Annotated in this window: 12 protein-coding genes; 2 read left to right on the top strand and 10 right to left on the bottom strand. The window is 68.6% G+C overall.

The features are described from left to right. A partial coding sequence (locus HMPREF3115_RS14480) for an urea transporter (protein ID WP_256276208.1) occupies positions 1–778 on the bottom strand: 778 nt, incomplete at its 3' end. Positions 779–899: 121 nt separating this feature from the next. On the opposite strand from HMPREF3115_RS14480, the gene HMPREF3115_RS14475 reads away from it, so the two are divergent. After that, positions 900–1,457: a putative glycolipid-binding domain-containing protein gene (locus HMPREF3115_RS14475; RefSeq protein WP_070554878.1), complete on the top strand. Its 558-nt coding sequence runs from the start codon at positions 900–902 to the stop codon at positions 1,455–1,457. Here the strand turns inward: HMPREF3115_RS14475 and HMPREF3115_RS14470 are convergent. The 9 genes from HMPREF3115_RS14470 to HMPREF3115_RS14430 form a co-directional block, all read right to left on the bottom strand. After that, positions 1,418–2,329 (bottom strand): alpha/beta fold hydrolase, encoded by a 912-nt coding sequence (locus HMPREF3115_RS14470; RefSeq protein WP_070554907.1) that lies wholly within the window; start codon positions 2,327–2,329, stop codon positions 1,418–1,420. The genes HMPREF3115_RS14475 and HMPREF3115_RS14470 overlap by 40 nt on opposite strands. A 4-nt stretch (positions 2,330–2,333) precedes the next feature. Next, the gene (locus HMPREF3115_RS14465; RefSeq protein WP_006403241.1) at positions 2,334–3,239 is read right to left on the bottom strand and encodes a metal-dependent hydrolase; all 906 of its coding nucleotides are present in this window, start codon (positions 3,237–3,239) and stop codon (positions 2,334–2,336) included. Continuing rightward, positions 3,236–4,174, bottom strand: coding sequence for an SDR family NAD(P)-dependent oxidoreductase (locus HMPREF3115_RS14460; protein WP_006403242.1), 939 nt, complete (start codon positions 4,172–4,174; stop codon positions 3,236–3,238). Before HMPREF3115_RS14460 ends, HMPREF3115_RS14465 begins: the two co-directional genes overlap by 4 nt. Positions 4,175–4,194: 20 nt before the next feature. Further along, positions 4,195–5,772 carry a flavin-containing monooxygenase gene (locus tag HMPREF3115_RS14455; protein ID WP_006403243.1) on the bottom strand — a complete coding sequence of 526 codons (1,578 nt, stop codon included), beginning with the start codon at positions 5,770–5,772 and terminating at the stop codon, positions 4,195–4,197. A gap of 247 nt (positions 5,773–6,019) precedes the next feature. Further along, entirely contained in the window at positions 6,020–6,691 is a 672-nt protein-coding gene (locus HMPREF3115_RS14450; RefSeq protein WP_070554905.1) for a lysoplasmalogenase, read from the bottom strand. A gap of 179 nt (positions 6,692–6,870) precedes the next feature. Next, positions 6,871–7,851 (bottom strand): sulfonate ABC transporter substrate-binding protein, encoded by a 981-nt coding sequence (locus HMPREF3115_RS14445; RefSeq protein WP_070554876.1) that lies wholly within the window; start codon positions 7,849–7,851, stop codon positions 6,871–6,873. 121 nt (positions 7,852–7,972) lie between these two features. Further along, positions 7,973–8,812 carry a MerR family transcriptional regulator gene (locus HMPREF3115_RS14440; RefSeq protein WP_012216835.1) on the bottom strand — a complete coding sequence of 280 codons (840 nt, stop codon included), beginning with the start codon at positions 8,810–8,812 and terminating at the stop codon, positions 7,973–7,975. 9 nt (positions 8,813–8,821) lie between these two features. Further along, positions 8,822–9,382 (bottom strand): GNAT family N-acetyltransferase, encoded by a 561-nt coding sequence (locus HMPREF3115_RS14435; protein ID WP_070554874.1) that lies wholly within the window; start codon positions 9,380–9,382, stop codon positions 8,822–8,824. A gap of 145 nt (positions 9,383–9,527) precedes the next feature. After that, positions 9,528–11,042 (bottom strand): MDR family MFS transporter, encoded by a 1,515-nt coding sequence (locus HMPREF3115_RS14430; protein ID WP_070554872.1) that lies wholly within the window; start codon positions 11,040–11,042, stop codon positions 9,528–9,530. Between the two features lie 227 nt (positions 11,043–11,269). On the opposite strand from HMPREF3115_RS14430, the gene HMPREF3115_RS32455 reads away from it, so the two are divergent. After that, positions 11,270–12,160, top strand: an 891-nt coding sequence (locus HMPREF3115_RS32455) for a methyl-accepting chemotaxis protein (protein ID WP_256276207.1), incomplete at its 3' end; no start/stop codon positions are given.

Below are 12,160 nucleotides of genomic sequence, written 5' to 3'. Positions count from 1 at the left end.
CAAGCCACTGGATCAGCGCGGCCAGCGCGGCAGCCGCGAGCGCCGCGCGCGTGCCGCGCGGCAACAGCGCGAGGGCGGCGAGCGCGCCGTTGAAGCCGAGCAGGCCGTTCGTCAGCGATGCCGCGTCGGCGCCGAGCGCGGTCAGCAGCACGGTCGACACGACCGCGCCCGCCAGTGCGAATGCAGCCGCGCGGCGCGACTCGGCCGCGATGCCCGCGACGATCAGCGCGCCGGCCCACGCGCCTTGCGCGAACGTGGTCTGCGCGACGCCGGCGAGCAGCGCGGGGCCGATGGCCGACCAGGTCGGCGCCGCGCCGCCGATCGCGCCATCCGCATGCTGCGTCGCAATAAAAAACGGCAGCCAGAGCGCGGACACCGCGAGGCACGGGCTCGAATACGGACACTGCCGCCATTTCGCGAGCGGCCCGCGCATCGCGCGATGCACGAGTGCCGCGCCGATCGCGGGCAACGGCGACAGCGCGACGCCGAGCAGCGGATCGGGCGCGAACACGGCGGCGACCAGCGCGGCGAGCGCGCCGTTGAAACCGTGCAACCCTTGTTCGAGATCGTCGCGACGCGCGCCCGTCAGCACCGCCGTTAGATTGGCGGCGGCCGCGCCGAGCAGCGCCGCGCACGCGAGGAGCCGCGGGTCGGTCAGCGCCAGCGCCGCCAGCAGCAGCGCGCCCGTGAGCGCGTTCGCCTGCAGCACGATCTGGCCGATGCTGCGCAGCAGGATGCGCAGATCGATCGACGGCGTGGCAGAGTGTGCGGTGAACATGATGGCGGCGGAGCAGGACGAGCCGCGAGCATAGGACACAATCCCGTGCACCGGAATAGGGAATTCTGGATAGTCGGAATTTGTGCGCGATGCCCCGCCGTGGGGCGTGCGAGGAGGCGGAATGACGAAAGCGGTGCGCTGGGCGTCGCTCGAAGGCGACGGCATCGAACATCTGACGTTCGAGCGGAGCGACGACGGCATCGTCGTCGAAAGCGCGGTGGTCGGCCAGCGGTACGGCCGGGCCTACGGGCTCGCGTATCGGCTCGTCTGCGATCCGCGATGGCGCGTGACCTGCGCGGTGCTCAAGGTGATGGGCGGCGGCACGCTCGAGCTGCACGGCGACGGCGCCGGCCACTGGCGCGACGGAGCGGGTGAGGCGCTGCCCGCGCTGGACGGCTGCATCGACATCGATATCGCGGCGACGCCGTTTACGAATGCGTTGCCGATCGGCCGCCTCGCGCTCGCGCGCGGCGAGCGGCAGCCGATCGATGTCGTCTACGTGTCGGTGCCCGACCTGACCGCGACGCGGGTCGAGCAGGCGTACACCTGCATCGAGCCGGGCCGGCGTTACCGCTATGAAGGCATCTTCCGCAACTTCACGGCCGAGATGGACGTCGACGACGACGGCCTCGTGATCGACTACGAGACGCTGTTCAGGCGTCTGCCGATGCCCGGTTGAGCGGCAGCCGCGGGCGACGGCGCGGTCTTGCCTTCGTGTGCGGACGCGAAGCGGTCGATCCGCGACGCGATCAGGTCGGGATCGCGCAGCACGATCCAGTGGGCTCCGTCGATTTCCTCGCGCACATGCTCACCGAGCCAGCGATCGAGATCGATCGTCATCTCGGGCGTCACGTAGCGGTCTCGCACCGGCACGAGAATCTGCACCGGCGCCTGCGCATACCGCTCGCGCGGCTTGCTTGCGCGCGCGATGAAATTCGCGCGGTACAACTGCAACCCGTTCAGCGCATTCTTCAATTGCGACGGATCGCGTTCGACGCGCACGCGTTCGGTCAGCTGCAGCCAACGCGGCCACAGCGCGGCGCCGCCGAGTCGCCAGACCAGCGACGGCACGATCGGCAGATGAAAGAACGCGATGTACCACGATTTCAGGCTCTGCTTGAGCCGCATCCTCGCGCGGAACACGTGATCGAGGCACGGGCCCGAGATCGACGTATACGACGCGATCCGCCCGCGAAACGCAGGGTCGGTCACAGCCTCCCAGCACTGGATCGACCCCCAGTCGTGGCCGACCAGATGAAACGGACGGTCGCCGCAGGTCGCATCGGCAACCGCTTTCAAGTCGTCCGCGAGCCGCGCGAGCGCGTAGTCGGCGCGGCGCCGCGGCGCATCGGACGCCCCCGCGCCACGGACGTCGTAGGCGATCACGCGATAGCGCCCGGCAAGCCGTGCGCGAATCGGCGCCCACACGGCGGCCGAATCGGGATAGCCGTGCACGAGAATCAGCGGCGGCGCGCGACGCGGGCCGCTGACGTAGACGGCGAGTTTCACGTCGCCGGAGCGGACGGTCAGCATGTCGCGATCGCGCGCCATCGCATCATGCCTGCGCGACGGGATGCAGCGGCACGCGGCGCGGCGCGGCCTGTGCCGCATAGCGCGCGTTGGTCGCGTCGATGTTCGCGAGCAGCGTGTCGAGTCCCTGCAGATACTGGTGGTTGTCGTGATCCCACGGATGGAAGCCCGGCCGGAAATAGTCGAGCCACTCGCGCGCGATGCTCGGAAACACGCCGTGCTTCGGCCCGTACAGATACTTGACGAGACGCCACATGCCGCCGAACCTGCCGTGACGGCGACGATGCGCGAGCATCAGCCGCACATGGAAGTCGAACACGATGGTCCAGAAAATCACGGTCGTGATCAGCATCGTGCCGGTGCGCAGCAGATAGCGGCCGATGCCGGGCTTCATCACCGCGTTCCACACGTCGTACGAGACGGCCTTGTGTTCGGTCTCTTCCATCGCGTGCCACATCCACATCTGCTGATAGCCTTCGACGGAGCCGTCGATCCGATGCTCGTGGCCGGACAGCAGCTGGTTCGCGAGAATGGCGGTGTAGTGCTCGAGCGCGATCGTGATCGCGAGCTGCATCGAATGCGGCAGCACCTTCTTGAACCAGCCGAGGATCGTCCACAGGCGCTTGTCGAGCTTGTGCGCCGGCAGACCGGATGCCTGCAGCAGATCGTTGTACTCGATGTGCTCGCGCGTATGCATCGCTTCCTGTCCGATGAAGCCCAGCACTTGCTTCTTCAGCTCCGGATCGTCGATGCGGTCGCGATAGTTGCGCACCGAATCCATGAAGAAGCGCTCGCCGGCCGGAAACAGCAGCGACAGCGCGTTCATGAAATGCGTGACGGGCACGCCCTGCACGTGCCAGTCGCGCGCGCGCTCGGGCGGCAGCGCGAAGCGGACGTCGCGCCGCACCGGCATCATTTGCGGAGTGCTCATGACTGTTTTCCTCCTTGATTGCCTGCGTTGTTGTAGGTGGCGTGGAGCGGGGCGCTTGCCGGCGTGCCGAAGCGTGCCGCGCGGCGGCGCGCCTTCGCGGCCTCCTGACGCGACTTGAGCACGACGAGCGCCTGATAGGCGGCCGGCAGGATCCGCGCCATCCAGTCGGCGGCCTTCGCGTCGCGGCCGATCAGCACGCGGCGCTTGTTCTTGCGCACGCCGGCGAGGATCGTGCGCGCGGCATCGTCGGCGCTCGTGATGAAGAACTTCTCGAAGTCGTCCTTGCCCTGCTGTTCGCTTTCGATCATGAAGCCGACCATGTTCTTCGCGATCCGGCTCGACTGCGCGATGTTGGTGCGGATGCCGCCCGGATGCACGCAGGTCGCCGACACGCCGCACTTCATCATGTCGAGTTCCTGCCGCAGCGATTCGGTGAAGCCGCGCACCGCGAACTTGGTCGCGTTGTACGCGCTCATGCCGGGCTGCGCGAAGATGCCGAAGATGCTCGACGTGTTGATCACGTGGCCCTCGCCGGCGGCCTTCAGATGCGGCAGGAACGCCTTCGTGCCGTGCACGATGCCCCAGAAGTTGATGTTCACGATCCATTCGAGATCGGCGTAGTCCATCCCCTCGATCGTGCTCGACAGCGCGACGCCCGCGTTGTTGAAGATCAGGTTGACCTTGCCGTGCTCGCGCGCCGTATCGTCGGCCCACGCGAACATCGCGTCGCGATCGGCGACGTCGAGCACGCGCGAGCTCACGCGTACGTTCGGCGCGATCGCGCGGACGATCCGTTCGGTTTCGGCGAGGCCGACGCCGTTCTTGTCCGCGAGCGCGACGTGGCAGCCGGCCTGCGCGAGCTGCACCGCGAGCGAGCGGCCCATTCCGGAGCCGGCGCCCGTGATGGCCGCGACCTTGTTGGCGAAATCTTTCATGTCCTTGCTCCTTGTCCGGGTCAGGCTGCTTCGGCCGAAGCGGAAGCGCGAGGGGCGGGCGCCGCGGCCGCGTGCGCGGCATCGTTCGGTGCGCGATACGCGTGGTAATCGGCGATCGAGAAGTGCGCGGTCGCCTGGCGGAAGCGCCAGGTGAAGCCCGGCCACAGCGTCGTGTTCTTGCCGGTGCGCGGATCGAGGTACCAGCTCTTGCAGCCGCCCGTCGACCAGATCGCCTTCTTCAGCTTGCGCTGCAGCTCGCTGTTGAACTGCGCCTCGACGGTCGGGCGCACCTCGATGGCGTCCGCGCGCTCGCGGTGCATGGCCTGCAGCGCGCCGAGGATGTATTCGATCTGCGATTCGATCATGAACACCATCGAGTTATGACCGAGCCCGGTGTTCGGGCCGACGATCATGAAGAAGTTCGGATAGCCGGGCAGCGTCGTGCCGAGATACGCGTGCGCGCCGTCGCGCCATGCATCGACGATGTCGAGGCCGCCGCGGCCGACGATCGCGCCGCGCGGGAACGGATCGGCGACCTGGAAGCCGGTGCCGTAGATCAGGCAGTCCACCTCATGACGCGTGCCGTCGGTCGTCACGACCGCGTCCGCTTCGATGCGCGCGATGCCGGTCGTCACGACGCTGACATTGCTGCGCGACAGCGCCGGGTAATAGTCGTTCGAGATCAGCACGCGCTTGCAGCCGAGCGTGTAGTCGGGCGTGACCGCGCGGCGCAGCGCCGGGTCCGGCACCTGCTTGCGGATATGGCGCAGCGCGAGCTTCTGCACGTTCTTCATCAGCCCAGGATGGATCGCGAAGCCGAGCACGCGCGATTCGAGCATCCAGTAGAGTCCGCTGCGCACGAGCTTCTGCGTGAACGGCAGCGTGCGGAACAGCCATTGTTCGAACCGCGTGAGGCTGCGGTCGGGCTTCGGCATGATCCACGGCGGCGTGCGCTGGAACAGCGCGAGCGACTTCACGCGCGGCGCGATCTGCGGCACGAACTGGATCGCGCTCGCGCCGGTGCCGATCACCGCGACGCGCTTGCCTTCGAGCGGATACGCGTGATCCCACTGCTGCGAGTGGAACGCGCGGCCGCGGAAATCCTCGACGCCCGGAATCGCCGGCAGCGCGGGGCGCGACAGGCCGCCCATGCCGGACACCAGCACGCGCGCCGACAGCCGCTTGCCGTTCGAGAACGTCAGGCGCCAGCGCTGCGCGCGCTCGTCGTATTCGGCGCGCTGCAGTTCGTGGTTCATCCGCAGATGCGGGCCGATCCCGAAGCGCTGCACGCAGTCTTCGAGATACGCGCGGATCTCGGGCTGCGGCGCGAACATGCGCGTCCAGCGCGGATTCGGCGCGAACGAGAACGAGTAGACGTGCGATTGCACGTCGCAGGCGCACCCGGGATAGTGGTTGTCGCGCCACGTGCCGCCGACCGAGGCTGCCTTCTCGAGCACGACGAAATCCGTGACGCCCGTCTGCCGCAGGCGAATGGCCATCCCGAGCCCGGCGAAGCCGGTGCCGATGATGGCGATGTCGATGGTTTCGTCCGGGCCGTCATGGCCGGGCGGGCCGAAAGGCAACGTGCGAGCATTCATCCGGGTGTCTCCGATTGGGCTCATTTTTTAATGTTACATTGGTTGATGTAACGATAGTGGGTGAGCCGGGAAATCGCAAGCCACTAGAAGCGCCGCTCTAAGGGCCGGAAGCCGCGCCCGGCAAGGCGCAGCGCGGTTTGGAACGGACTGCTTTCCGCACTGCGGAAAGCGCGCGGACGGCCGGCGTAGGCCGGTAAACGGCCGCGGTTTCGCGCGAGAACGGGCGGGACGGCTGTTTGAAACGGAATCAGGGACGGACCGTGCGGGCCGTTGTCTCATGGAAAACCCCGGTCACGATGACGACTTGCGCAAGCGCATAGAGCGCCCAGATCGCGGGGCCGATGCCGGGAAAACTGCCGAGAAAGCGCTCGACGCCGATCAGCGTGTCCGAGCCGACGAAGATCAGGCTGCCGATCGCGACGAGCGGCGCATGCGTATCGGCGGCAAGCGCGAAGCTCGCCATCGCGACGAGCACGAGCATATAGACGGCGACCGGCACCGCGAGCTCGCCGAGATGCGGGAAGAACGCGGCATAGAACGCGGGCGCCGCGATCCAGAGCACGACGAGCGCCGCCACGCGCCCGCCGTGCGGCCGGGCACGCCAGCGCAAGAAGATCGCGCAGTAGCACAGATGGGTCAGCAGGAACGCGCCGAGGCCGCCCATGAACGTGAACGGCGAGTCGGGCAGCGCGAGCAGCACGTCGCCGAGCACGGCGGCCGCGAGCGCCGCGACGAGCCACGCGCGGTCGCGCGGTGCGCGCAGCGTGCTGCCGGCGGCCAGCAGCAGGATGCCCATCGCGGCTTTTGCGGCGAACTGTCCGCGATACGGCGCAGCGGCGAGCGACACGCCGTACAGCAGCGCGGCGGCGACGGCCAGCGGGCATAGTCGGCGATAGGTGGCGGGAAGCGTGGCGAGCAAGCGCGGTCTCCGGATCGTCGTTGTCGACGCGTGGCGGCAGCCGGTAGCGCCGACGCGCGGATCGACGGCCATTATCCGCAACAACGGGCGGGCCGAAACCGGCGAATCCTTCTAGTGCGCCGGTTTCCGCCGCCGGGCGCTCGCGAGCGCGTCGTGCCGCCCGTCGGCACGCGTCAGGTCTACTTCGCGGCGAGCGCGGCCGCGACGCGGCGGTCGATCCACGCATTGTCGGCGACGTTCAGCTTCTGCGGAATCAGCTTCGCCGCGAGAAACGCATCGGCGACACGCTGCTGAACCGCGACGATCTTCTCGTCGACGGGCACCGCGCCGAACGGCACGCGCTTGATCCAGGTTTCGACGAGCGGCGCCTGCATGCCGACAGTCGGCGCGATCAGCGCGGCCGTCTCGGCCGGATGACTGTTCACCCATGCACCGGTCTCACGCGCCTGCGCGAGAATCGCGGCAACCACGTCGGGATGCTGCTGCGCGAAATCGCGCGTCGCTTCGTAGAAGTTGTTGGTCGGCGTGAGGCCTGTGTAGTCGGACAGCGTGCGGATCTTCAGCGCGTTTTGCGCGGCCGCGTAATACGGGTCCCAGACGGCCCACGCGTCGACGTGCCCGCTTTCGAAGGCGGCACGCGCATCGGCGGGCGGCAGGTAGACCGGGCGGATCTCGTCGTAGCGCACGCCGGCCTTGTTCAGCGCTTCGAGCAGCAGGTAGTTCGCGCTCGAGCCTTTCTGCAGCGCGACGCGCTTGCCGCGCAGCTCGGCCACCGAGCGGATCGGCGAATCGGCCTTCACGAACACGGCCTCGTTGTGCGGCGCCGGCGGTTCCGCGCCGACGTACACGAAGCGCACGCCGGCCGCCTGTGCGAACACGGGCGGCGGCGCGCCCGTATAGCCGAAGTCGATGCCGTTCGCGTTCAGCGCTTCGAGCAGCTGCGGGCCGGCCGGAAACTCGAACCATTGCACGTCGTAGCCGAGCGGCTTCAGCCGGGCTTCGAGCGAATGCTGCGCGTGGATGATCGCGAGCAGCCCGGCCTTCTGATAGCCGATGCGTACGACCTGGCCGGCGCTCGCCGGCGCGCAGACGGACGCGGCCGACAGTGCGACGAGTGCGGTGGCGACGGTGCGGGCGATCCAGCGGGGGAAACGAATCATCGAACGAACTCCATGCGTGACGTCTTCGGAGAGCGGCATGCCGCTCGGGTGGAAGAATCGTCGCATGGGCGTTCGCGCCCGCCAACGAAGCAATGCCGATATGAATATGAAAGCGGTGCGCTTATGCTTTGCCGCCGCTGCCGTGCGCCTCGGGCGCGCCGGCCTGCCGCGCGGCTTCATCGCTGAGCTTGCGATCGAGAATCGTCGCGACGCGGCCGCCGAGGTACGCGCTGGCTGCGTTTTCGAGTGCGCGGTTCATCTCCGCCTCGACGAATACGGCCGCGAGCGGACGCAGACGCCAGATCGCGTCGACGAGCGCCGGCACGTCGGTTGCCGGCGGCAGCGTGCCCGCATCGTAGCGGTCGAGCTGCTTGACGACGAGATCGACGAGCAGCCGCGCGACTGCGTCGAAGTGCGGGCGCGCGAGGCTGATCACGTCGAGCAGTTCGCGCGGCGGAATGCCTTCCTTCGTCATCGCGGCCGCCGCTTCGAGCAGCGCGGGGCTCTTCGCGACGAACGACATGCCGCGCCGCTCGAGCAGCCCCAGTTCGGTCACGCGCGCGAGCTGCGTGGGCGTCTGCGGCCCGAACATCTGCGCGAGCGCGGCCAGCGAATAGGTTTTCGGGCGTTCGTGCGACCAGCGTCCGCCGATCGCGTTTTCGAGGCCGAGGATCGAGCGCAGGTCGTGGCCTTCGTCGATCGCCTTGATCAGATCCTGGATGTTCGACAGCGTATAGCCGCGCGCGAGCAGATGATTGATCAGCTTCAGGCGCGCGACGTGCGTATCGTCGTAGATGCCGACGCGCCCGCGTTTCTCGGGCGGCGCCAGCAGCCCGCGATCCTGGTATGCACGGACGTTGCGCACGGTCGTGTCGGACACGCGCGCGAGTTCGTCCACCGTGTACTCGTTGCGGGTTTCGTCGGCGGCGGTGTCGGACGGAGGAGGAGTCTGTTTAGGCATGCGGCCATTCTAGCGCGACGCGCCTTGCGCGGGCGAGGCGGGCAGCGTGGCCGCGCCCTCGCCGAGCGGGCGCTGCAGCAGCGCGATGTCGATCCAGCGGCCGTGCTTGAAGCCGACCGCCTGCAGCGTGCCGGCCGGCGCGAAGCCGAAGGCGCGATGCAGCGACGTCGAGCCGCCGGTGCCGCCGTCCGCGATCGCCGCGATCATCTGCCGCCACGGGCCCGCCTCGCAGCGCGCGATCAGCGCGGCGAGCAGGGCGCGGCCGATGCCGCGGCCGCGCTGCGCGTCGTCGATGTAGATCGAATCTTCGACGGTGTATCGGTAGGCGTGCCGCGGGCGGTACGGCGTCGCATACGCATAGCCGGCGACGCCGCCGTCGCATTCGGCGACGAGATACGGAAGCCCGTGGCGCAGCACCGCGTCGCGGCGCGCGGCGAGTTCGGCGACGTCGGGCGGGACTTCCTCGAACGACGCGACGCTGTGGCGCACGTGATGCGCGTAGATCGCCTGGATCGCCGCGAGATCGGCGTCGGTCGCGTCGCGGACGGTACAGGCGGGAGCAGCGGACATGGCGAAGTCGGATCGGACGAAACCGCTACTATGCGGGCGCGCGGCCGGCAGGTAAAGCGGGCGGCACCGGCGCCTGCTGCGCGATCGGTGGGCGCGGCGCTGGCCCGGGTGTCGGCGGCCGTGCGAAGCGGCGCCGCCGCATCCGTCAGCCGCGCGTGCGCAGCGGTGCGTCCTCGACGAACCAGGCAAGCACGAACGCGATCGCGATCACCGTCGCCGCGGCCAGATAGACGACATGCAGCGAACCGGCGAACGCATGCAGGTATGCGCTACGGACCGTCTCGGGCAGCTCCCCGAGCGTGCCGGGACCGAGCGCGGCCGGCAGCTCGGTGCCGGCCGGCAGCGCATCGATCAGCCGCGTGCGCAGGCCGTGCGAGAACAGCGCACCGAACGCGGCGACGCCGATCGAGCCGCCGATCGAGCGGAACAGCGTCGCGCCGGACGTCGCGACGCCCATGTGCCGGAACTCGACGGTGTTCTGCGCGGCGAGCGTGAGCACGGGCATCACCATCCCGAGGCCGATGCCGAGCAGCGCCATGTATGCGTACATCGTGTGCAGCGGCGTGTCGAGCGACAGCGTCGACAGCAGCACCATCGCGACGCCGCCGATCAGCGTGCCGGCGATCGGAAACGCGCGGTACGAGCCGAGCCGCGCGATCAGCCGGCCGCTCGCGACCGACATCGCGAGCATCCCGCCCATCATCGGCAGCAGCTGCATGCCGGCCTGCGACGGCGTCGAGCCTTTCACGACCTGCAGATAGAGCGGAATGAACGTGACCGAGCCGAACAGCGCGACGCCGACGACGAAGCCGATCGCGCAGCACAGCACGAAGGTGCGATGCCGGAACAGCTCGAGCGGCATGATCGGCTCGGCCGCGAGCCGTTCCTCGTACACGAACCCGCCGATCGCGACGAGCCCGAGCACGAGCGTCATCCAGAGCTGCGGCGACGACCACGGCAGCAACGAGCCGCCTTCGCTGGTAAACAGGATCACACAGGTGAGGGCGGTCGCGAGGAATGCGGCGCCCAGGTAGTCGATGCGGTGCTTCACGTGCGCCGTATGCGGCCGGAACGCGATGCCGATCACGGCGAGCGCGAGAAAGCCGAGCGGCAGGTTGATCGTGAAGATCCAGCGCCACGACAGATGCTCGACGAGAAAACCGCCGAGCAGCGGCCCGACGATCGTCGCGAGCCCGTAGACGCCGCCGAACATCCCCTGATAGCGTGCGCGGCGATCGGGCGGGACGAGATCGCCGATCGCAGCCATCGTGACGACCATCAGGCCGCCGCCGCCGAGGCCCTGCAGCGCGCGCAGCGCGATCAGCTGCGTCATGTCCTGCGCGATCCCGCAGAGCGCCGATCCCGCGAGGAACAGCGCGATCGCGACCTGCAGCACGATCTTGCGGCCGTACAGATCGCCGAGCTTGCCGTAGAGCGGGAGCACGACGGTCGACGACAGCAGGTACGCGGTCACGACCCACGACAGCCGGTCGAGCCCGCCGAGTTCGCCGACGATCGTCGGCAGCGCGGTCGACACGATCGTTTGATCGAGCGCGGACAACAGCATCACCAGCAGCAGCGCCGCCATGATCGGCGCCGTCGGCGCATCGCGGCGCGCGACGGTGTCGACGGACGGCGAGGGAAGGATATCGGTTTGCATTGAATTATCTGCCATGGCAGGAAGTTGCTCGAAATATAGTCGTCGATAGATGACTGGTCAATTTCTGCTTGGGCTCGAATTGTTGCAGTCGTATCGGTGCGTTGCCGACTTGCCAAATTGATCGAGATCAGGGCGAAACGGGGCCGGACTCAAGTTTTCTGAAGGCGAACCGTAATCCAGAGTGCCGCGTCCGCCGGTCGCGGCGCTTTTCTCGATCCCGTGCCGTCATGAATCTGAACGCCCTGTTTTCCCGTTTCTCGATCCGCACCCGCATCTTTTCCACGCTCGGCCTCGTCGCGGGGCTGCTCGTCGTGTCGGGGCTCATCGGCCTCGCCGGCATGCAAAGCTCGAACCGCGCACTCGACGAGGCGTACACGCGCCAGCTCGCCGCAAAGACCGCGCTGGCGGCCGCCACGCTGAACCTGACGATCGTGCGCACCACGCTCGATCGCGCCGTGCTGCATCCGGAGGCGCCCGACCTGCCCGAGCTCGTCGCGAAGGCCGAGAACTACCTCGCGAAGGCGAATGCCGCATGGGGCACGTACGCGGCGATGCCGCACGATGCCGACGAAGCGCCGCTCGCGAGCCGGCTCGACGCCGCGCGCCAGGCGCTGATCGGACAGGCGCTGAAGCCGCTCGCCGATGCCATCCGCGAAGGCCGGCGAGACGACGCGGACCGGCTGCTGATGTCGGTCGCGCCGCCGCTGTCGGTCGCGCTGACGCGCGCGACCGATGCGCTGGACACGTTTCAGGCCGCACGCGGCCGCGCCGTCTACGACGCCGCGCAAACGCGCTACGACTGGCTGCGCGCCGGCGCGATCGCCGGCATCGCGCTCGGCGTTGCCGCGTGTCTCGGCTGCGCGATCGGCCTGCACTTCGCGATCACGCAGCCGGTCAACCGGCTGCTCACGCATTTCCGCCGGCTGTCCGACGGCGACCTGACGTCGGAAGTGCGCTGGACGTCGCGCGACGAGATGGCGGAACTCGTGAAGGGCGTGACCGGCATGCAGCGCAGCCTCGCCGATACGGTGCGGCAGGTTGCGCACGGCTCCGACGCGATCTCGACCGCGACGCACCAGATCGCGGCCGGCAATACGGACCTGTCGCAACGCACCGAG

This window comes from Burkholderia sp. HMSC10F09, from assembly GCF_001806955.1.
GTDB classification, from domain to species: Bacteria; Pseudomonadota; Gammaproteobacteria; order Burkholderiales; family Burkholderiaceae; genus Burkholderia; species Burkholderia multivorans.
Note: the sequence above shows the minus strand (reverse complement) of the source record. Positions and strands in the feature narration are given on the sequence as shown.

Excerpts from the sequence above, each read along its gene's own strand:
- HMPREF3115_RS14475 (WP_070554878.1), top strand. The coding sequence starts at position 900 with ATGACGAAAGCGGTGCGCTGGGCGTCGCTCGAAGGCGACGGCATCGAA.
- HMPREF3115_RS14470 (WP_070554907.1), bottom strand. The coding sequence starts at position 2,329 with ATGGCGCGCGATCGCGACATGCTGACCGTCCGCTCCGGCGACGTGAAA.
- HMPREF3115_RS14465 (WP_006403241.1), bottom strand. The coding sequence starts at position 3,239 with ATGAGCACTCCGCAAATGATGCCGGTGCGGCGCGACGTCCGCTTCGCG.
- HMPREF3115_RS14460 (WP_006403242.1), bottom strand. The coding sequence starts at position 4,174 with ATGAAAGATTTCGCCAACAAGGTCGCGGCCATCACGGGCGCCGGCTCC.
- HMPREF3115_RS14455 (WP_006403243.1), bottom strand. The coding sequence starts at position 5,772 with ATGAATGCTCGCACGTTGCCTTTCGGCCCGCCCGGCCATGACGGCCCG.
- HMPREF3115_RS14445 (WP_070554876.1), bottom strand. The coding sequence starts at position 7,851 with ATGATTCGTTTCCCCCGCTGGATCGCCCGCACCGTCGCCACCGCACTC.
- HMPREF3115_RS14440 (WP_012216835.1), bottom strand. The coding sequence starts at position 8,812 with ATGCCTAAACAGACTCCTCCTCCGTCCGACACCGCCGCCGACGAAACC.
- HMPREF3115_RS14435 (WP_070554874.1), bottom strand. The coding sequence starts at position 9,382 with ATGTCCGCTGCTCCCGCCTGTACCGTCCGCGACGCGACCGACGCCGAT.
- HMPREF3115_RS14430 (WP_070554872.1), bottom strand. The coding sequence starts at position 11,042 with ATGCAAACCGATATCCTTCCCTCGCCGTCCGTCGACACCGTCGCGCGC.